This window comes from Mycobacterium farcinogenes (assembly GCF_019739075.1).
GTDB lineage: Bacteria > Actinomycetota > Actinomycetes > Mycobacteriales > Mycobacteriaceae > Mycobacterium > Mycobacterium senegalense.
In genome coordinates, this window is record NZ_CP081673.1 from 1,343,123 (window position 1) to 1,361,478 (window position 18,356).

At 66.7% G+C, this 18,356-nt stretch carries 17 protein-coding genes; 9 read left to right on the forward strand and 8 right to left on the reverse strand.

Annotation, left to right across the window (positions count from 1 at the left end; genetic code table 11):
- Positions 1–60: 60 nt before the first annotated feature.
- Positions 61–936, reverse strand: a complete 876-nt coding sequence (locus K6L26_RS06150) for an EspA/EspE family type VII secretion system effector (protein ID WP_019344171.1) — start codon at positions 934–936, stop codon at positions 61–63.
- Positions 937–1,053: 117 nt separating this feature from the next.
- On the opposite strand from K6L26_RS06150, the gene K6L26_RS06155 reads away from it, so the two are divergent.
- On the forward strand, positions 1,054–1,767 hold the full coding sequence (locus tag K6L26_RS06155; protein WP_043368057.1) for a M15 family metallopeptidase: 714 nt from the start codon (positions 1,054–1,056) through the stop codon (positions 1,765–1,767).
- A gap of 227 nt (positions 1,768–1,994) precedes the next feature.
- Here K6L26_RS06155 and K6L26_RS06160 read toward each other — a convergent pair whose 3' ends face one another.
- Positions 1,995–2,624, reverse strand: a complete 630-nt coding sequence (locus K6L26_RS06160; RefSeq protein ID WP_019344168.1) for a TetR/AcrR family transcriptional regulator — start codon at positions 2,622–2,624, stop codon at positions 1,995–1,997.
- A gap of 38 nt (positions 2,625–2,662) precedes the next feature.
- Entirely contained in the window at positions 2,663–3,898 is a 1,236-nt protein-coding gene (locus K6L26_RS06165; RefSeq protein WP_174551518.1) for a cytochrome P450, read from the reverse strand.
- 109 nt (positions 3,899–4,007) lie between these two features.
- On the opposite strand from K6L26_RS06165, the gene purD reads away from it, so the two are divergent.
- Complete coding sequence (gene purD / locus K6L26_RS06170; RefSeq protein WP_047038976.1) at positions 4,008–5,276, forward strand: phosphoribosylamine--glycine ligase; 1,269 nt, start codon at positions 4,008–4,010, stop codon at positions 5,274–5,276.
- Here purD and K6L26_RS06175 read toward each other — a convergent pair.
- Entirely contained in the window at positions 5,273–6,106 is an 834-nt protein-coding gene (locus K6L26_RS06175; RefSeq protein ID WP_047039015.1) for an alpha/beta hydrolase, read from the reverse strand. The two genes, purD and K6L26_RS06175, sit on opposite strands and share 4 nt — an antisense overlap.
- A gap of 126 nt (positions 6,107–6,232) precedes the next feature.
- Between K6L26_RS06175 and K6L26_RS06180 the strand changes: the two genes are divergently transcribed.
- Together K6L26_RS06180 and K6L26_RS06185 are read left to right on the forward strand one after the other, a co-directional pair.
- A complete protein-coding gene (locus K6L26_RS06180) occupies positions 6,233–6,871 on the forward strand; it encodes a TetR/AcrR family transcriptional regulator (RefSeq protein WP_036391843.1) in 639 nt (212 codons plus the stop codon).
- A 10-nt stretch (positions 6,872–6,881) separates the two neighbouring features.
- A complete protein-coding gene (locus tag K6L26_RS06185) occupies positions 6,882–8,336 on the forward strand; it encodes an APC family permease (protein WP_019343076.1) in 1,455 nt (484 codons plus the stop codon).
- Here K6L26_RS06185 and relZ read toward each other — a convergent pair.
- A complete protein-coding gene (gene relZ, locus K6L26_RS06190) occupies positions 8,333–10,054 on the reverse strand; it encodes a bifunctional ribonuclease/(p)ppGpp synthase (protein WP_019343077.1) in 1,722 nt (573 codons plus the stop codon). The genes K6L26_RS06185 and relZ overlap by 4 nt on opposite strands.
- Before the next feature lie 50 nt (positions 10,055–10,104).
- Between relZ and purB the strand changes: the two genes are divergently transcribed.
- Genes purB through K6L26_RS06205 form a run of 3 tightly spaced genes read left to right on the forward strand, consistent with a single transcriptional unit; the run spans position 10,105 to position 13,313 of the window.
- The gene (gene purB / locus K6L26_RS06195; protein ID WP_036392895.1) at positions 10,105–11,523 is read left to right on the forward strand and encodes an adenylosuccinate lyase; all 1,419 of its coding nucleotides are present in this window, start codon (positions 10,105–10,107) and stop codon (positions 11,521–11,523) included.
- A 2-nt stretch (positions 11,524–11,525) separates the two neighbouring features.
- Entirely contained in the window at positions 11,526–12,728 is a 1,203-nt protein-coding gene (locus K6L26_RS06200; RefSeq protein WP_221853345.1) for a cytochrome P450, read from the forward strand.
- Positions 12,729–12,737: 9 nt separating this feature from the next.
- On the forward strand, positions 12,738–13,313 hold the full coding sequence (locus K6L26_RS06205) for a DUF1707 SHOCT-like domain-containing protein (protein WP_076211782.1): 576 nt from the start codon (positions 12,738–12,740) through the stop codon (positions 13,311–13,313).
- On the opposite strand, the gene K6L26_RS06210 is transcribed toward K6L26_RS06205, so the two are convergent.
- Together K6L26_RS06210 and K6L26_RS06215 are read right to left on the reverse strand one after the other, a co-directional pair.
- Positions 13,264–14,157: a type IV toxin-antitoxin system AbiEi family antitoxin domain-containing protein gene (locus K6L26_RS06210; RefSeq protein ID WP_221852858.1), complete on the reverse strand. Its 894-nt coding sequence runs from the start codon at positions 14,155–14,157 to the stop codon at positions 13,264–13,266. The two genes, K6L26_RS06205 and K6L26_RS06210, sit on opposite strands and share 50 nt — an antisense overlap.
- A 104-nt stretch (positions 14,158–14,261) precedes the next feature.
- Positions 14,262–14,885 carry a hypothetical protein gene (locus tag K6L26_RS06215; RefSeq protein ID WP_055117747.1) on the reverse strand — a complete coding sequence of 208 codons (624 nt, stop codon included), beginning with the start codon at positions 14,883–14,885 and terminating at the stop codon, positions 14,262–14,264.
- Positions 14,886–14,915: 30 nt separating this feature from the next.
- On the opposite strand from K6L26_RS06215, the gene K6L26_RS06220 reads away from it, so the two are divergent.
- Together K6L26_RS06220 and K6L26_RS06225 are read left to right on the forward strand one after the other, a co-directional pair.
- Positions 14,916–15,803 (forward strand): phosphoribosylaminoimidazolesuccinocarboxamide synthase, encoded by an 888-nt coding sequence (locus K6L26_RS06220; protein ID WP_064897051.1) that lies wholly within the window; start codon positions 14,916–14,918, stop codon positions 15,801–15,803.
- Complete coding sequence (locus K6L26_RS06225; RefSeq protein ID WP_064897053.1) at positions 15,800–17,947, forward strand: S9 family peptidase; 2,148 nt, start codon at positions 15,800–15,802, stop codon at positions 17,945–17,947. Before K6L26_RS06220 ends, K6L26_RS06225 begins: the two co-directional genes overlap by 4 nt.
- On the opposite strand, the gene K6L26_RS06230 is transcribed toward K6L26_RS06225, so the two are convergent.
- Positions 17,876–18,322 carry a DoxX family protein gene (locus K6L26_RS06230; RefSeq protein WP_064897055.1) on the reverse strand — a complete coding sequence of 149 codons (447 nt, stop codon included), beginning with the start codon at positions 18,320–18,322 and terminating at the stop codon, positions 17,876–17,878. The genes K6L26_RS06225 and K6L26_RS06230 overlap by 72 nt on opposite strands.
- Positions 18,323–18,356: the final 34 nt, after the last annotated feature.

An 18,356-nucleotide genomic window follows, 5' to 3' on the forward strand; every position in this document is an offset into this window, starting at 1 on the left:
CAGTTCCGCAAGCCGTCATCGCGAAGGTGACACAGCAGAAAGCTGCTGTACAGAAACGGATCACAGCCGCCTCGTCCTCGGCATGTCGACATTGCCGGCCGTGGGCGTCGTCGGTACCCCGGTAGCACCGGAAAAGCGCGGTTGATTACTCGGCCCGCCACCCTGCGCAACGGGGGGTGGGACTCCCGCTCCTTCGATACCGAGCTCGACACCCTCCTGCGCCAGGTCGGCCTGTTCTTTGGCCAATGCCCTCCGCTCCTCATTCCAGGCGATCTTCACCCCCTCAGGAGCGCTCTCCGGCGGCCTGGTCGCCGTGAGTTTCGCAACCTTCTGATTCCACTCGTTGAGTTTCACGAACCATTCCGCGACCTTCTCGTCGTGGGTGCGATTGTCGTCTGCAGTGACCGGCGGCGGATTCTCCTTCAAGCCCGAGGCCTTCCTGCTTTCGCCTTTGATCGCGTCGTATTCCCCTCGGATATCGTCGACTTTGCGTCCGATGGCGCGCATTTCCTCGGTGGACCGTTGGACGGTGTCGCTGACCTGGCTGAGACCCTTGCGGGCCAGAATCATCCGCATCGTTTCGCCGGACTGTCCGCCGGGGATCGAAGCGTCGGCGGCGTCGACCCATTTTTGCAGGTCGTCGAGGTTACGCCGGCCTGCCGAGACTACTGCCGCGGAATTGCTGACCTCGGCGGCCATGCGCTGATCGAGATCCGCGAGCTTGCCGAAGACAGCGGCATGTTCGGCGTTCTTTGCCGCGTAGGCCTGCGAGGCCGTGCCCTGCCATCGGTCGTCGGGCGCTGCGGACGCGATCGTGGCCTGCATCTCGCGGAGTCGTGCGCTGCCGTCGAACGAGTCACCGGTGGTCGGAGCACCTTCACCGAACGTGGTGCGTGCCTGCGACCACGTCGTGTAAAAGGCGTCGAGTGCCCCCACAAGTACCCCCGGACGAATCGAGATCTCAAGTCTAAATCCCGGCAAACCCTCCTCGAGCGCCAATTCCACCTTCGAGCCGACGCTGGTCTGCCGGTTTGAGGATCTAGAGTCGCGGGGGTGGGCATCGCAACAGTCCGCGTATGTGCCCTGATGGTGGGTCTGTTGACCGGGGGCGCGACGGCGTGTGCCGGTGGAGCGCCGGAGTCGGTGCGGGCACCGGACGCCCGCTCCGGCGCACCGCATGATCCGCCGCCCAGCGCAAAGCCAGAAGAACCCGCCCGGGTGCAGCCGGTGAACGCGGCCGGCCTGGGTGGCAGCTGGCGACCGGAATGCCCGGTGCCACCCGCCGAACTGCGCCGAATCACCCTGTCGTACATCGGCTTCGACGGTCGATCGCACCGCGGCGAGTTGGTGGTGAACCGTGACGCGGTCAGCGATGTGATCGCGGTATTTCAGCGCTTGTACTCGGCGCGATTCCCGATCGAGAAGATGCGGACGGCCGATCGCTACCCGCGTGCCGACGACGAGCTGTCGATGCAGGACAACAACACCTCGGCATTCAATTGCCGGCCACTCCCGAGTGGGTCGTGGTCATTGCACGCCTACGGCCGTGCGGTCGACATCAACCCGCTGATCAACCCGTACATCTCGGCTTCCGGTGACTTGCAGCCGGCCACCGCGCGGGCATACCTGGACCGCACCCGCACCGACCCTGGGATGATCCGCGACGGTGACATCGTGGTGCGGACCTTCGCCGCACGTGGCTGGCGGTGGGGCGGGCATTGGCGTGATCCCGTGGACTACCAGCATTTCGAGCGGCCACCCGGCTAGGTGGTGTGCATGACCAGGTGGACGAAGCGGACGCTGGCGCCCGGCGGTAGGACGATGCCACCGAATTCGCTTGCCTGCCTTATCAATTCTGGACGGGTAGAAGTCTCGTCACGGGAACCGAGCATGCGCCCGACCGGGTCGCCGGGTGACGCACAGGCCACCGTCATACGGAGTGTCACTGCGACAACCCCGAGCCGGGACGAACATTTCGTCGGCATCAGGATCATTCACAACCCGGCGGCCGGCGTCTCGGACACCAATTTCCCGGCCACCACGGCCGAGCCGACCCACCTGCGCAGATAGCTGCGCAGCGCTTCGCCGGTGCGCGGCGGCCGGCCGGGGTCGATCACGAAGGACTGGATGATCCGCAGCACATGCTCGGCGAGCTCGTCGAGAAAGTCGTCGGCGTACCCCAGCCCGGCCCAGTCCACGTCAAGCCTGCGCAACATCGTCCGGGCAAAATCGACCGCCACATCCGAGGTCACGGACTCGGTGTGGGCGTTGGGGCGCCCAGGAGCCACGAGCAAACCGATGTGCTTGTCCTCGGGCAGCCACTCCAAAGAGGTGGCAATGCATTCGGTCACTGCCTCCACCGGATCGGTCACGCCTTTGACGTGCGCCGCCAGCCGGTCCAGGAAGTCGCTGGCCGCGTGCACCGCCGACGCCACCAGCAGCGCCTCGGTACTCGGGAAATAGCGGTACACCGTCTGGCGGGTGACGCCGAGGGTGCGTGCCACGTCGGCGATGGAGAAATCGGCGCCGCGCTCATCGATGGCGTTGCCCGCAGCGACGAGGATGCGGGCAATCGCCTCCTCGTCGCTGGCCGGCGTCGAGCCGGACCACCCGTGCGTTCGCATGGGCGAATCCTAGAGCAACGGACCTTTCGGTCAGCCGGTCAACCGCGGTAGGAGACCGGAAGGTCCTTGATGCCGTTGATCCAGCCGGACCGGAGGCGTTGCGGCTCACCCAGCTTGGCGATGTCGGGAATCTGATCGGCGATCTGGTTGAACATCAGCTTGATCTCCATCCGTGCCAGGTTGGCCCCGATGCAGAAGTGCGCACCGTTGCCGCCGAACGCCAGGTGCGGATTGGGATTGCGCAGGATGTCGAATTCGAAGGGCTTGTCGAAGACCTCTTCGTCGTAGTTGGCCGAGCTGTAGAACAGCCCGACGCGCTGCCCGGCCTTCACGGTGACGTCACCGACCTGGATGTCGGCCAGTGCCGTCCGCTGGAAACAGTGCACCGGGGTGGCCCAGCGGATGATCTCGTCGACCGCGGTATCGGGGCGGTCGCGCTTGAAAAGCTCCCACTGGTCGGGGTTTTCGAGGAATGCGTTCATGCCGTGGGTCATGGCGTTGCGCGTGGTCTCGTTGCCCGCCACGGCCAGCAGGATCACGAAGAACGCGAACTCCACGTCAGTAATGCCTTCGCCGGCTGTGCCTTCTAGATCGGCCTGGACCAGACGCGTCACGATGTCGTCGGCCGGGCACTTCCTGCGCTGCTCGGCCATGTTGTAGGCGTAACCCATCAGTTCGGCGTTGGCCATCGTGGGATCGGCGTCGAAATCGGGGTCGTCGGTGTTGATGATCGCGTTGGACCAGTGGAACACCTTCTCCCGGTCTTCCTCGGGGACGCCGATCAGGTCGGCGATGGCCAGCAACGGCAGACCCACCGCGATGTCGTCGACAAAGTTGCCGGTGTCCTTCCCGGCGGCCTTGGCCACGATGTCACGGGCCGCCACGGCCAGCTTCTCTTCGAGCACGGCGACCGAACGCGGGGTGAACAGCCGCGACACCAGCTTGCGCAGGCGGGTGTGCTCGGGGGCGTCGTGGTTGATCAGCAGGGCCTTGGTCAGGTCGAGCTGCTCGGCGGTGACGCTGTCCGGCAGCCGCATGACCGCGCCCTTGGCGTTGGTGGACCACAGGTCGCCGCCGTTGCGGGAGATGGCCTTGATGTCCTCGTGGCGGGTGATCACCCAGTAGCCGCCGTCGTTGAAAATCGACTCGCCCTGCTCGTTCCACCAGACCGGAGCGGTCTTGCGCAGCTGGGCGAACTCTTCGACGGGGATACCGCGGAGCAGGACGTCGGGATCGGTGAAGTCGTACCCCGCGCCGAACGGGCAGGCGCTCATGGTGGTCAAGCCGGATCATCTCCTCGTGTGACGGCGAGCACATTCGTTGCCTCGACCATACACTGTGGCGTCAAGTGTATGCCCACGGGTTTCCGGCTACGCTACGACCGTGCGCGTCCTCGTTATCGGATCCGGTGCCCGTGAACACGCCCTGCTGCTGGCCCTGCGCCGCGATCCGCAGGTGGAGGAGTTGGCGGTGGCGCCGGGTAATGCCGGCACCCAGACCATTGCCGATCAATACGACGTCGACATCACCTCCGGTGAGGCCGTGGTGAAGCTCGCCAAGCGCCTGGAAAGCGACCTGGTGGTGATCGGCCCCGAGGTCCCGCTGGTCCTCGGGGTGGCCGACGCCGTCCGGGCGGCGGGCATCGCTTGCTTCGGCGCCAGTAAGGACGCCGCCCGCATCGAGGGTTCGAAGGCGTTCGCCAAGGACGTCATGGCCGCGGCCGGGGTGCGCACCGCGAGCAGCGAGATCGTCGACAACCCGGCCCGACTCGACGCCGCACTGGACCGCTTCGGTCCGCCGGCCGGCCAGGCCGCCTGGGTGGTCAAGGACGACGGTCTGGCCGCCGGCAAAGGCGTGGTGGTCAGCGCCGATCGCGACGCGGCCCGCGCGCATGCCGCCAGCCTGCTCGACTCCGGGCACCCGGTGCTGCTGGAGTCCTTCCTCGACGGCCCCGAGGTGTCACTTTTCTGCGTGGTCGACGGCGCCACCGTGGTGCCGCTGCTGCCCGCACAGGACTTCAAGCGCGTCGGCGACGGGGACACCGGCCCGAACACCGGCGGCATGGGCGCCTACGCGCCGTTGCCCTGGCTGCCGGACTCGGTGAAGACGCAGATCGTCGACGAAGTCGTCAAACCTGTTGCCGCGGAACTGGTTGCGCGTGGCAGCTCGTTCTCTGGCCTGCTCTACGCCGGTTTGGCCATCACCTCGAACGGTCCGGCGGTCGTCGAGTTCAACTGCCGCTTCGGCGATCCCGAGACGCAATCGGTTCTGGCCCTGCTCGATTCGCCACTGGGTCAACTGCTGAAGGCCGCGGCCACCGGTGAGCTCGCCTCGTTCGGCGATCTGCAGTGGCGTGACGGTTACGCCGTCACCGTCGTGGTGGCCGCGGAGAACTATCCCGGCCGGCCGCGCGTCGGCGACGTCATCCACGGATCCGAAGCCGACGGGGTGCTGCATGCCGGCACCGCGCGCCGTGAGGACGGTGAGGTGGTGTCCTCAGGCGGCCGCGTGCTCTCGGTGGTCGGCACCGGCGCCGACCTGCCCGCCGCGCGCCAGGCGGCCTATGCGCTCGCCAAGTCGATACGGTTGCCGGGCAGCCACTTCCGCAGCGACATCGCGCTGGCCGCCGCCGAGGGCCGCATCAGCGTCTAGGCGACCAGCAGCGGAGCCATCCAGGAAATCTCGGCGGGCAGTTGCGAACTCCAGAAGCTGCCGTCATGACCGCCGGGGGAGAAGCCGCCGGCCGGCGGGTTGGGCAACTGGGCGATGAACTGCTTGGTGGCCGCATAGAACGGATCGCTGTTGCCGCAATCGATCCGGATCGGGATCGACCCCAGGGCGGGCTGGCCCCAGACGCTGTTGGCGGCGTAGTCCGAGGCGCTGTCGAAGGCGCCCGGCGCGGCGGCCCCCGATGACGTCCACAACGCCGGGCTGACCGCGCAGATCGCCGCGGTGCGGGCCGGGCCGAGCCGCGAACCCAGCAGCAGCGCACCGTAGCCGCCCATCGACCAGCCCAGGAATCCGACCCGCGAGGTGTCCAGGCCCTGATCGCCGAGCCTGGGGATCAACTCGTCGAGCACCATCGCGCCCGAGTCCTCACCAGATGCGCGTTTGTGCCAGTAGCTTCCGCCGCCGTCGACGGCCACCACGGCGAACGGCGGCAGCCCGGCGGCCACCGCCTCCGCGAGGCCCTGTTCCACGCCACCGGCCATCACGCCGGCGGCATCTTGGCCTTTGCCGTGCAGGGCGATCACCGGACGGAGTTTGCCGGTTTGTCCCGGCGGGCGCGCGATGGCCCAGTTGGTGTTCGTGCCACCGCGGGCGGCCGACACGAACGACCCGGTGGTGAATGTAGGCGCGACCACGGGGCTGGCGGGTGCGACAGGGGCGGAGGCGAGGGCTACAGCACCGGCGGCGCCGGCAGCCGCACCGACGCCGAGGCGCAAAACTGCGCGACGGGTCAAGTTGGGCATGCGGGCCATCTTGCCATCGCCCGGCAATCGCATCGGCCAGTGGCATTCTCGGTGGAGCGCCGACGCGGCGGAAAAACCTGAGTAGAGCCTGATGATTGGCCGAAAGCCCGATGTTGAAGGGGCCCGGCTGGCAGCATGTGGAAGGTGACGGCAGCGGTCACCCCTAAAGGGGAGCGTCGGCGGTACGCCCTCGTGCGGGCGGCCGCTGAATTGCTTTGCGAAGGCGGATTCGACGCCGTCCGGCACCGTGCCGTGGCGCGTCGTGCCGGTCTCCCGCTGGCCTCCACGACCTACTATTTCTCTTCACTCGACGACCTCATCGCAAAAGCGGTCGAGTACATCGGGACCCGCGAAGCCGAACAACTCAGTGCCGGTGTGGCCGCCCTCTCGCGGCGGCGTCGGGGTGCCGAGTCGACCGCTGACGTTCTTGTCGATTTGTTGCTCGGGGAATCACCGGAGCGTCGTGGGATCGAGGAACTGATCTCGCGATACGAGCGCTACATCGCATGCGCCCGCCAGCCCGGACTGCGCGATATCCAGCGCCGCATCCTGCAACAGCGCACCGACGCCGTGGTAGCAGTGGTGGAACGCTCCGGCCGGTCGGTCCGGGCCGAACTCGTCACCGCCCTGGTGTGTGCCGTCGACGGCGCGGTTGTGGCATCGTTGGTCGACGAAGGTGAGGGGCCCAGGGCCAGTGCCCGCGCCACGCTGATCGACGTCATCGACGTGCTGGCGCCCGTCGACGAACGGGCAGGTACGCGGCTGACCGGCTGAAGGAGGGGGAATGTCGCAACCTGCAACCGCGGAGGCGCCACAGCTCAAGCGGGTGATGGGACCCGGACTCTTACTACTGTTCGTCGTCGGCGACATCCTCGGCACGGGCGTCTATGCGCTGACCGGGCAGGTCGCCAAGGAGGTCGGCGGCGCCGCATGGGTGCCGTTTCTGGCCGCGTTTCTGATCGCCACCATCACCGCCTTCAGCTATCTGGAGCTGGTCACCAAGTATCCCCAGGCCGCCGGCGCAGCTCTGTACGCGCACAAGGCTTTTGGTATCCACTTCGTGACGTTCCTGGTGGCATTCATCGTGATGTGCTCCGGAATCACCTCTGCCTCAACGGCTTCGCGGTTCTTCGCGATCAGCTTCTTCGACGCGATAGAAGTCAACTTCGGGCAGTTCTTCACCGATCATGTCGCCCACTTGAAAGTCGTCGGCGTCATCCTGCTCGCACTGTTGTTCATGGCCCTGATCGCCGCGGTGAACCTTCGCGGGGTCAGTGAAAGCGTCAAGCTGAACGTCATCCTGACATTCATCGAGATCACCGGTCTGGTGCTCGTGGTCGCGGTGGGATTGTGGGCCATCGTCAGCGGGGTGGAGGTCGACTTCTCCCGCGTCGTCGCGTTCGACACCTCCGGCGAGAAGAACGCCTTCATCGCCGTCACCGCGGCGACGTCACTGGCATTCTTCGCCATGGTCGGGTTCGAGGATTCGGTCAACATGGCCGAAGAGACCAAGGATCCGGTGCGGATCTTCCCGAAGGTGTTGCTGACCGGTCTGGGAATCGCCGGCCTGGTCTACGTCATCGTGGCGATCATCGCGGTGGCACTGGTGCCGGTGGGCGAGCTTGCCGAGTCGGATTCCTCCCCGCTGGTGAAGGTGATGGAGGCGGCCGCGCCAGGACTGCCCTTCTCCAACATCCTTCCGGTCATCTCGATGTTCGCGGTTTCGAACACCGCCTTGATCAACATGCTGATGGCCAGTCGCCTGATCTACGGCATGGCGCGTCAGCACGTGTTGCCCCCGGTGCTCGGCACGGTGCATCCGAAACGCCACACCCCCTGGGTGGCAATCGTTTTCACCACCGTGATCGCGTTCGGACTGATCTTCTACGTGTCGGCGTTCGCGAGCGGGGACACGGTGGCGATCCTCGGCGGAACCACCTCGCTGCTGTTGCTCGCCGTCTTCTCGGTGGTCAACGTCGCGGTGCTGGTTCTGCGTCGCGACGTGCGAGAAGAGGGCGGCCACTTCAAGACGCCGACCGCGCTGCCCGTCATCGGCTTCATCGCTTCGCTGTATCTGGTGCTGCCGACGTCGGGACGGCCTGCGGTGCAGTATCTGCTGGCACTCGCACTGGTTGCCACCGGGGTGGTGCTGTTCCTGATCACCAAGCTCATCAACAAGCAACTCGGCATCACCGGGCCCGGCATCACCGACCCCACCCACCTCGCCGACGCGCCCTAGGTCTCGGCGCGCAACTTCTCAACCCGGTTCTGCAGCAAGGCGATCCGATGGGCGTTGCCGTCGAGGCCGATGTAGCGGTCATCGAACACCGCCAGCAACGCGTCGTCGAGCCGACGCACCGCGCCCGGCGGGAAGCGATAATCCATCAGCCGGTTGATCTCGTCGGTATCCACCGAATCCAGCACGCCCGTCAGCGTTTCCAGCGTGGTGATGCCGAGCTCGAGCAGCAATCCCGAGATCCAGCTGTAGTGGTCGGTGCGTGACCAGCCGGCGTCGGGAAAGCGGTTGCCCAGATAGGTGGCGAGCACCGGGGTGGGAATGCGCGAGTCCTTGGACAGCCCCGGCGGCTCCGCCTCGTCGCCGGTCATGGTCAGCCGCAGCCGTTCCCGGATTTCGGTGAACTCGCGGTCGGCCAACTCCAGCAGTCCGGCCGCCAGGGTGAACCGGCGGTCCAGTTCGCTGACGTGCTCGGCCGGTATCGAGCCCTTGTACCGCACGTCGTGCTCGAACTCCGCCCACGCGTGCTGCAGCACCGTACGCACCTGGATGGACGCCGGATACTGCTCGCCCTCGATCCCGAACAGCAGATGACGGCTGGCGTACCCCCACCGGCCCTGACGAGCGGTCTGCAGGCCCATGTCCTGATCGTCGAGCAACCGCATCTCCTCGGCCAGCAGGTTGGCCACCGCGTCGACGTCCTCACGGAGATAGGTGATGACCCGCAGGCCCACCTGATCGGTGATCTCCACCAGCGGATCGGTGTACATCGGCGTGCCGTCGGGCGCCCGGCGATTGGCTTTCATCGCGAACGAGTCGACGCTCTTGGTTCGTGCCGTGATGCTCAGGTAGTTGATGCCCGCCTCGTCGAGCAGACTGGTGACCAGCTTGAGGTACAGCTCGGTGGCGGCCACCAGATCCGGACGCCGGGCGGCGTACTCGGCGACGGCGTTCGACGGCGGGGCCTCACGCACCGGCGCGGGTCGAGGCCGGGGAAGCCGATCCGCCGGCAGCGACGGGGTGACGATGTAACCCGACGCGACATCGCCGTAGATCGTCACGTCCTCAGGGCGGTGATACCAGTACAGCGCGATGTAGGCGCACAACAGCGCGTCCACCGGATCCTCGTCACGGTCGAGCTGACCCGGCCGGGTGGCGGCCTCCACCCGCTTGCGCAATTCCACCCAGCTGACATTTCGGTTCGCCCGCAGCCGCGGTGTCGCCCCGTCGAGCTCGTCGATGAACGTCATCAATCTCAACAGCTCGCGCTGGCGGTCGCCGAACGCGCCGCGCTTGTACTTCAACGTCTTGTCGAGCCCGAACAGCGCGACGGTGGCCGGGTGCGGATAAACCTCGATCGCGCGCCGGTTCGACGGCGACGACGGATCCATGTCGAGGCCCAGCGAGGCGGCGATCCGCGCGCCACGCGGATGCTTGAACTCCGGGCGTTCGGTGAACGCCGGGCGGGCTCCGGCGTCGAACCGCTGAAAGTCCCGGTTCAGCTCGCGCTCGCACGGGCGGTGCCCCGTCGGGTTCTTCACGATCAGCGGCGCGTCGATGGCCACCAGGCAGTCGCCGCTGACATAAGGCTCGATCGCCGCCGCGATGTCGTCGTCGTCCTGCGCCACCCCGACGTGAAGAACCCGCCCACCGGCGTCGATGACAGCCACACCCGTCTGGTTCTTCTCGCCCCACGCGAGGTCGAGTCCGACGAAGTACATCCGTCCACTGTCTCATTGGTCCGGGCGCTCGGGTCGTAAGCTGTGTGTTCGTGACGATCCCGAATGTTCTGGCCAACCGCTACGCCAGCGACGAAATGCTCGCGATCTGGTCGCCGGAGGCCAAGATCGTCGCCGAACGCCGACTGTGGCTCGCCGTGCTGCGCGCACAGGCCGAGCTGGGGGTCTCGGTACCCGACGGAGTGATCGACGACTACGAGCGAGTGCTGGAGAACGTCGACCTCGCCTCGATCGCCGCCCGCGAGCGGGTCACCCGCCACGACGTCAAGGCCCGCATCGAGGAGTTCAACGCGCTGGCCGGCCATGAGCACGTGCACAAGGGCATGACCAGCCGCGACCTCACCGAGAACGTCGAGCAGCTGCAGATCCGCCGGTCACTGGAGCTGGTGTTCTCCCACGGCGTGGCCGTGGTCGCTCGGCTGGCCGAACGGTCCGTCGTCTACCGCGATCTGGTGATGGCCGGCCGGTCCCACAATGTGGCGGCGCAGGCGACCACGCTGGGCAAGCGGTTCGCCTCGGCTGCGGAAGAGACCCTGGTCGCGCTGACCCGGCTGCGCGAGCTGATCGACCGATACCCGCTGCGCGGCATCAAGGGTCCGATGGGCACCGCACAGGACATGCTCGACCTCTTCGACGGCGACACCGAGAAACTCGCCGAGCTGGAACGGCGGGTCGCCCAATTCCTGGGATTCACAGAGGTTTTCACCAGCGTCGGGCAGGTGTACCCCCGTTCGCTGGACCATGACGTGCTCTCCGCGCTGGTGCAGGTGGGTGCGGGGCCGTCCTCGCTGGCGCACACCATCCGGCTGATGGCCGGCCACGAGCTGGTCACCGAGGGTTTCGCGCCCGGCCAGGTCGGCTCCTCGGCCATGCCGCACAAGATGAACACCCGGTCGTGTGAGCGGGTCAACGGCCTGCAGGTGGTGCTGCGCGGTTACGCGTCGATGGCCGCCGAACTGGCCGGCGCGCAGTGGAACGAGGGCGACGTCTTCTGCTCGGTGGTGCGTCGCGTCGCCCTGCCCGACGGGTTCTTCGCCATCGACGGGCAGACCGAGACCTTCCTGACGGTGCTCGACGAGTTCGGTGCCTACCCGGCGGTGATCCAGCGCGAGCTGGACCGCTACCTGCCGTTCCTGGCCACCACCCGCATCCTGATCGCCGCGGTGCGGGCCGGCGTGGGCCGGGAAACCGCGCACGAGGTGATCAAGGAACATGCCGTCGCGGTCGCTTTGGCCATGCGTGAGCAGGGGCAGGAACCCGACCTGCTGGACCGCCTGGCCGCCGACCCACGGCTGCCGCTGGACCGGGCTGCCCTGGAAGCCGCGCTGGCCGACAAACAGGCCTTCACCGGAGCCGCCGGCGCCCAGGTCGACGGGGTCGTCTCGGCCGTCGATGAACTGGTCAGCCGCTACCCGGAAGCCGCCAAGTACACCTCGGGCGCCATCTTGTGAGTTTGGCCGCCGACCTCACCGACCTCGACAACTTCGCTGCCGGGTTCCCGCACGAGTTGTTCGCCGTGCACCGTCGCGAGGCCCCGGTGTATTGGCACGAGCCCACCGAACACACACCCGACGGCGAAGGCTTCTGGTCGGTGGCCACCCACGCCGAAACCCTTGCGGTGCTACGTGATGCGGAGACCTACTCCTCGGTGACCGGCGGCGCCCGGCCATACGGTGGCACCCTGCTGCAGGACCTGTCCATCGCCGGACAAGTGCTCAACATGATGGACGACCCGCGGCACGCAGAGATCCGCCGACTCGTCAGCTCCGGACTGACCCCACGGATGATCCGGCGGGTCGAAGACGATCTGCGGGCCCGCACGCGCCGGCTCCTCGACGCGGTTGAGCCAGGCGTACCGTTTGACTTCCTGGTTGACGTGGCCGCAGAGCTGCCGATGCAGATGATCTGCATTCTGCTGGGCGTGCCTGAATCCGAACGGCATTGGCTGTTCCAGGCGATCGAGCCGCAGTTCGACTTCGGCGGTTCGCGTTCGGCAGCCATGGCCCAGATGTCGGCCGAGGAGGCCGGCTCCCGGATGTACAGCTACGGCTGCGAATTGATTGCGGCCAAGCGGGCCGAGCCCACCGACGACATGCTGTCGGTGGTGGCCAATGCGACTGAAGCTTGCCTGTCGGACCTCGAGCTGTATCTGTTCTTTTCACTGCTGTTCAGCGCGGGCGCCGAGACCACCCGCAACTCGGTGGCCGGTGGGCTGCTGGCTCTGATCGAAAACCCTTCGCAGCTGGCGTTGTTGCGTGAGGATCTCGGCGAGCTGCCCACGGCCATCGAAGAGATGGTGCGCTGGACCTCGCCGTCACCGTCCAAGCGCCGCACCGCTACCCGGGCGGTGACCCTGGGCGGTTGCGACATCGAGCCCGGGCAGAAGGTGCAGGTCTGGGAAGGGTCGGCGAACCGCGATCCGCTGGTGTTCTCCGACCCCGACACTTTCGACATCACCCGTAAACCCAACCCGCACTTGGGTTTCGGCTACGGCATCCACTACTGTCTGGGCGCCAACCTGGCCAGGCTCGAATTGCGGGTGTTGTTCGAGGAGCTGCTTGCGCGGTTCTCGTCGGCACGTCTGGTCAAACCCGTCGAATGGACCCGCAGCAACCGGCACACCGGCATCCGGCATCTGGTAGTCGAGCTCACCTAACCTCGAAGCATGGACTCAGGCCCGAACGACCACCTGCGAGTCTCAGACGCCGAACGCGCCAAGGTGGGACAACTTCTCGAAACCGCGGTAGCCCAAGGCATGATCACGCTCGACGAGTTCAGCGAACGCTACGACACTGCCCTGGCCGCCCGAACCCGCGGCGAGCTGAATGCGGTGTTGGCGGACCTGCCGATGGGCCGGCCCGCTGTCCGGAGTGCGGCACCCGAGGAACTACGCGGCTGGATGTCGTCGGTCGTGCGGCGCGGGCAGTGGACGGTGGCGCCCGCTCTGCACCTGACCACCAGGCTGTGCAGCACCACCCTGGACTTCACCTCAGCGGTGCTGTCGGGGCCGGTAGTGGAGATCGTCATCGACGATTACTGCAGCTCAACCGAACTCATCGTGCCTGCCTCGGCCACCGCCGATCTCAACGGCGTCAACGCCATCGCCGGCAGCGCCACCGTCAAGGTGCGCACCAGCCCGCCGTCGGAGCAGCTGCACCTCGTCGTGCGCGGCAGTGTGCGGATGGGTTCTGTCACCGTGCGGCACCCGTTCGGGAGCTGGCTGCGGCGCTTGAGCGGATAGCCAAACGAATCTCGGCGATCACCCGCTGCGGATACTCGGTCAGATCCAGCCAGGTGAATCGCAACACCTGCCAGCCCATCAGCGCGATCTCGTTCTGCTTGACCCGGTCTTTCTGGAACACCTCCTGGTCGTGGTGGAAAGCCCAGCCGTCGGTTTCGATCGCGACCTTGTCGGCGGGAAAGGCCACGTCGATCACGTACCGGCCCAGGCGATAGTTGGCCTTCCAGCCGGTGATGCCGGCTTCCCTGAGCAACTTGATCAACAGGCGTTCGGCCTCCGAGCGGGCTCCGTCGGCCGCTGCAGTGAGCAATCTGCGGGCGGCGGGGGAGCCGTGTCGGCCCTTGTTCCGCATATGCGCCCGCCACAGGTCACGCAGCTCGGTGTGGCGCTGCAGTGCGGTGTCCATGAGTTTGGCGCCGCCGCCACGGCGGGCAGCGGCTTCCACGACCGTGAGCGGCAGCGCCGTCACTCGCAGGCCCCGGCGTTCCACGACGTCCTGCGGATCGAGGTCACGCCTGCGGAGTGTGACGCCGTGCTGCTTTGGGTGGTGGCCGTTTCTAGGGATCGTCACCTCGACCGGGTCGGGCGCATACTTCGTCACCTCATGCCACCAGGCTGCGGCGAGTCCGCTCGCCACCGCGTTCGGACCTGCCGACCAGACGGCTGCGCGGATACGCGCCGCGTCGGTGAAAGGGCGATCGTCGGCGAAGTAGACCCCGCGTGAGCACCGGAGCCATTTCCCGGAACGGACTCTGCGATTGACTGCATCTTGGCTGAGCCCCGCCTGCTTGGCGTGAGCAAGGGTGATCACCCCATCGTGATCCCGGAGAAAGTCCTCAAGCACATCCGATTGGATGTGGTGGGGCCACCAAACGGTTCCCCCTCCTGCGATTTCGGTGCGTTTGGCGGCGGTGCGCGCCGCTGATTGCACCGAAATCACTCGGGGGATCACTCGATGCGGCGCAGACGCATGCCGGCGGAACGCAGCTCCAGGGCAGCCAGGCCGCGAATGGCCCGCTGATCTTGACTGCGCCACGCTCCGACCGGGTCTTCGGACACCGCGGTCAGCTTGGCCAGCGGGCGGTTGGCCAGTGCCCGCAGCGCCAGCAGCTGCTCTCCGGCCGCGGTCGAGGCCAGCGTGATGGCGGTCCACTTGCGCCGGAAGAACCGCAGCCGTAGATACAGCCAGGGCATCGCGACGAACAGGATCGGCGCGGCGGCCACCGCCAGGGCCAACACCCAGGCCAGCCAGCTCGCGGTGCTGTCCAGGTTGGCGCCCGCACCGGCGATGTCGAGGGCTGCGTCGCTGGCTGCCCGCAGCGGCTTGCTCAAGGTGTCACCGATCAGGGGAACGTGGTCGGTGCTGTCACCGGCGGAGCCGAGGTTGTCGGCAACCCCGTTGGCGCCGCTCTGGACCTGCCTGCCGACCTCGGCGATGGTCGATACCGCCGAATGGACGGCCGTCCCGACCAGAATCCACACCGCGATCCACGTGATGACGGCCACGTCGCTGAACAACTGGGCCAACAAGCGGCCGGGTCTGCTGGCATAGGGCAGGTACCGCGATCTCATGAGACCGATCCCAACACATAGGCTGGCCCAATGCGCCCCGCTCTGTCCGACTACCAGCACCTGGCCAGCGGCAAAGTCCGCGAGTTGTACCGCATCGACGACGACCACCTGCTGTTCGTGGCGACCGACCGCATCTCCGCCTACGACTACGTGCTCGACTCGCAGATCCCGGACAAGGGCCGGATCCTGACCGCGATGAGTGTGTTCTTCTTCGACTTGATCAGCGCGCCCAATCATCTGGCGGGGCCTCCCGACGACGAGCGCATCCCCGCCGAGGTGCTGGGCCGTGCACTGGTGGTCAAGCAGCTGAAGATGCTGCCCGTCGAATGCGTGGCCCGCGGCTACCTGACCGGCTCCGGGTTGCTCGACTACCAGGCCTCGGGCTCGGTGTGCGGCATCCCGCTGCCACCCGGCCTCGGTGAGGCGAGCAAGTTCGACGAGCCGCTGTTCACCCCGGCGACCAAGGCGGACATCGGCGAGCATGACGAGAACATCTCGTTCGGCCATGTGATCGACCTGGTCGGCCCGGTGCTGGCGAATCAGTTGAAGGAACGCACGCTGCAGACCTACATCCAAGGTGCCGACCACGCGTTGACCAAGGGCATCATCATCGCCGACACCAAGTTCGAGTTCGGTGTCGACCAGGACGGCACCGTGGTGCTGGCCGACGAGGTCTTCACTCCCGACTCGTCGCGGTACTGGCGCGCCGAGACCTATCAGCAGGGCGTGGTCCAGGACAGCTTCGACAAGCAGTTCGTCCGCAACTGGCTGACCGGGCCGGACTTGGGCTGGGACCGCCGCGGCGACACCCCGCCGCCACCGCTGCCCGAGGAGATCGTGACCGCCACCCGCGATCGGTACATCGAGGCCTATGAACGGATTTCGGGTCTGCGGTTCGCCGATTGGATTGGCGCATGAGCCAGTCCGTGCAGCCGCCCGTCGCCAAGCGCGGCAACCACCGTCGCGAGCATCACGGCGATGTGTTCATCGACCCCTACGAATGGTTGCGCGACAAGGACAACCCCGAGGTGATCGCGCACCTTGAGGCCGAGAACGCCTATACCGAGGTCGCCACCGCGCATCTGGAGCCGTTGCGCCAGAAGATCTTCGACGAGATCAAAGCCCGCACCAAGGAAACCGATCTGTCGGTACCGATGCGCCGCAACGGCTGGTGGTACTACGCCCGCAGCTTCGAGGGCAAGCAGTACGCAGTCCACTGCCGGTGTCCGATCGGCGATCCCGACGACTGGACCCCGCCCGAACTCGACGAGGGCGCCGAGATCCCCGGCGAGCAGGTGCTGCTGGACGAGAACGTCGAGGCCGACGGCCACGAGTACTTCTCGCTCGGTGCGGCCACGGTGAGCCTGGACGGCAACGTCCTGGCCTACTCGGTGGACGTCTTGGGCGACGAGCGATACACCTTGAAATTCAAGGATTTACGGACCGGCGAGCTCTACGACGACACCATCACCGGGATCGGCGCCGGCGGTACCTGGGCGGCTGACAGCCGCACGCTGTACTACACCACTGTCGATGACGCCTGGCGGCCCGACACGGTGTGGCGGCACCGGCTGGCGTCGGGCCTGCCGTCAGAGAAGGTCTATCACGAGCCCGACGAACGGTTCTGGGTCGCGATCGGGCGCAGCCGCAGCGACAAGTATCTGTTCGTCGCCTCCGACAGCGCCGTCACCACCGAGGTCCGCTACGTCGATGCCCATGATCCGACGGCCGAGCTCACCACCGTGTGGGAGCGTCGTGACCTGGTGGAGTACTCCGTCGAGCACGCGGTGATCGCGGGCGAGGACCGGTTCCTGATCCTGCACAACGACGGCGCCGAGAACTTCATGCTGGTGGACGCCCCGGTCAGCGACCCGAGCGACTTCCGCACCGTGATCGAGCACCGGTCTGACGTGCGTCTGGACGGCGTCGACGCGTTCGACGGTTTCCTGGTGATCAGCTACCGCAGTGAGGCGTTGCCGAAGATGGCGCTGTGGCCGCTCACCGCCGACGGTTACGGCACGCGCGAGGAGCTGACCTTCGACTCCGAGCTGACCGCTGCAGGGATGGGTGGCAATCCGAACTGGTCCACCCCGAAGCTGCGCATCGGTGCGACCTCGTTCATCACGCCGGCGCGGATCTACGACCTGGACCTGGCCACCGGTGAGCGCACACTGTTGCGCGAGCAACCGGTGCTGGGCGGATACCGGCCGGAAGACTATGTGGAGCGCCGGGACTGGGCGACTGCGTCTGACGGGGCCCGCATCCCGATCTCCATCATCCACCGGGCCGGATTGCAGTTCCCGGCACCCGCGCTGATCTACGGCTACGGCGCCTACGAGTCGTGTGAGGACCCGCGGTTCTCCATCGCCCGGTTGTCGCTGCTCGACCGCGGCATGGTGTTCGTGATCGCCCACGTGCGCGGTGGCGGTGAGTTGGGCCGGCCGTGGTACGAGCATGGCAAGCTGCTGGAGAAGACCAACACCTTCACCGATTTCATCGCGGCGGCACGGCATCTCGTCGACTCGGGGGTGACCCGCCCGCAGAACCTGGTGGCCCTCGGCGGCAGTGCCGGTGGTTTGTTGATGGGCGCGGTGGCCAACATGGCACCGGAGCTGTTCGCCGGAATTCTGGCCCAGGTGCCGTTCGTCGACGCGCTGACGACGATCCTGGACCCGTCGTTGCCGCTGACGGTGACTGAGTGGGACGAGTGGGGAAATCCGTTGGAGGACCCCGAGGTTTACCGCTACATGAAGTCCTACACGCCCTATGAGAATGTGGCGGCGCAGGATTATCCGGCCATCCTGGCGATGACCTCGCTCAACGACACCAGGGTGTATTACGTCGAACCGGCCAAATGGGTTGCGGCCCTGAGGCACACGAAGACCGACGGCCATCCCGTACTGCTCAAGACGGAGATGGTGGCGGGCCACGGTGGGCTGTCCGGACGGTATGAGCGCTGGAAGGAAGCCGCGTTCCAGTACGCCTGGCTGCTAGCCGCCGCCGACGGCGACAACTATGGCAGCGGCCAGGTAGACAGCCTCTTCGGCGGTCCGAACGCCTAACCGCGAGGTCATCGATTTCGGCGGGTTCGGCATCCGGGCCGCGTAGATGTTGGCCGGGAACATCGCCAGCATGAGCAGGAACAGGCAGACCGCCGCAGCCATCCGGGTGGCCGGGTAGAGCAGGCCGACGGCGCCGACCAACTCCAGCACGCCGGTGACCGTCACCAGCAGGCCGGGTGCGGGGAGCGAGGGCGGCACGATCGCGATCATGTCGCGCCGCAGAGGATTGACGAAGTGTGCGACGCCGGTCATGACGAACATCGCGGCCAGCCCGACCGCGATCGCCTCGGGCCAGCTGTCGACATAGCCAATGCCGAGCAGGCCGATCGCCCGGGCTGCGGCGCTGCCGAGGACCAGAGTGAGAAAGACGGCCACCGCGGGCTCCAATCTTGTCGCTGACTAGATGCTC

What these genes read in the sequence shown, in the direction of transcription:
- K6L26_RS06160 (WP_019344168.1), bottom strand. Translation starts at nt 2,624, where the DNA reads ATGCGAACGCACGGGTGGTCCGGCTCGACGCCGGCCAGCGACGAGGAG.
- K6L26_RS06165 (WP_174551518.1), bottom strand. Translation starts at nt 3,898, where the DNA reads ATGAGCGCCTGCCCGTTCGGCGCGGGGTACGACTTCACCGATCCCGAC.
- K6L26_RS06175 (WP_047039015.1), bottom strand. Translation starts at nt 6,106, where the DNA reads ATGGCCCGCATGCCCAACTTGACCCGTCGCGCAGTTTTGCGCCTCGGC.
- K6L26_RS06180 (WP_036391843.1), top strand. Translation starts at nt 6,233, where the DNA reads ATGTGGAAGGTGACGGCAGCGGTCACCCCTAAAGGGGAGCGTCGGCGG.
- K6L26_RS06185 (WP_019343076.1), top strand. Translation starts at nt 6,882, where the DNA reads ATGTCGCAACCTGCAACCGCGGAGGCGCCACAGCTCAAGCGGGTGATG.
- relZ (WP_019343077.1), bottom strand. Translation starts at nt 10,054, where the DNA reads ATGTACTTCGTCGGACTCGACCTCGCGTGGGGCGAGAAGAACCAGACG.
- K6L26_RS06205 (WP_076211782.1), top strand. Translation starts at nt 12,738, where the DNA reads ATGGACTCAGGCCCGAACGACCACCTGCGAGTCTCAGACGCCGAACGC.
- K6L26_RS06215 (WP_055117747.1), bottom strand. Translation starts at nt 14,885, where the DNA reads ATGAGATCGCGGTACCTGCCCTATGCCAGCAGACCCGGCCGCTTGTTG.
- K6L26_RS06220 (WP_064897051.1), top strand. Translation starts at nt 14,916, where the DNA reads ATGCGCCCCGCTCTGTCCGACTACCAGCACCTGGCCAGCGGCAAAGTC.
- K6L26_RS06225 (WP_064897053.1), top strand. Translation starts at nt 15,800, where the DNA reads ATGAGCCAGTCCGTGCAGCCGCCCGTCGCCAAGCGCGGCAACCACCGT.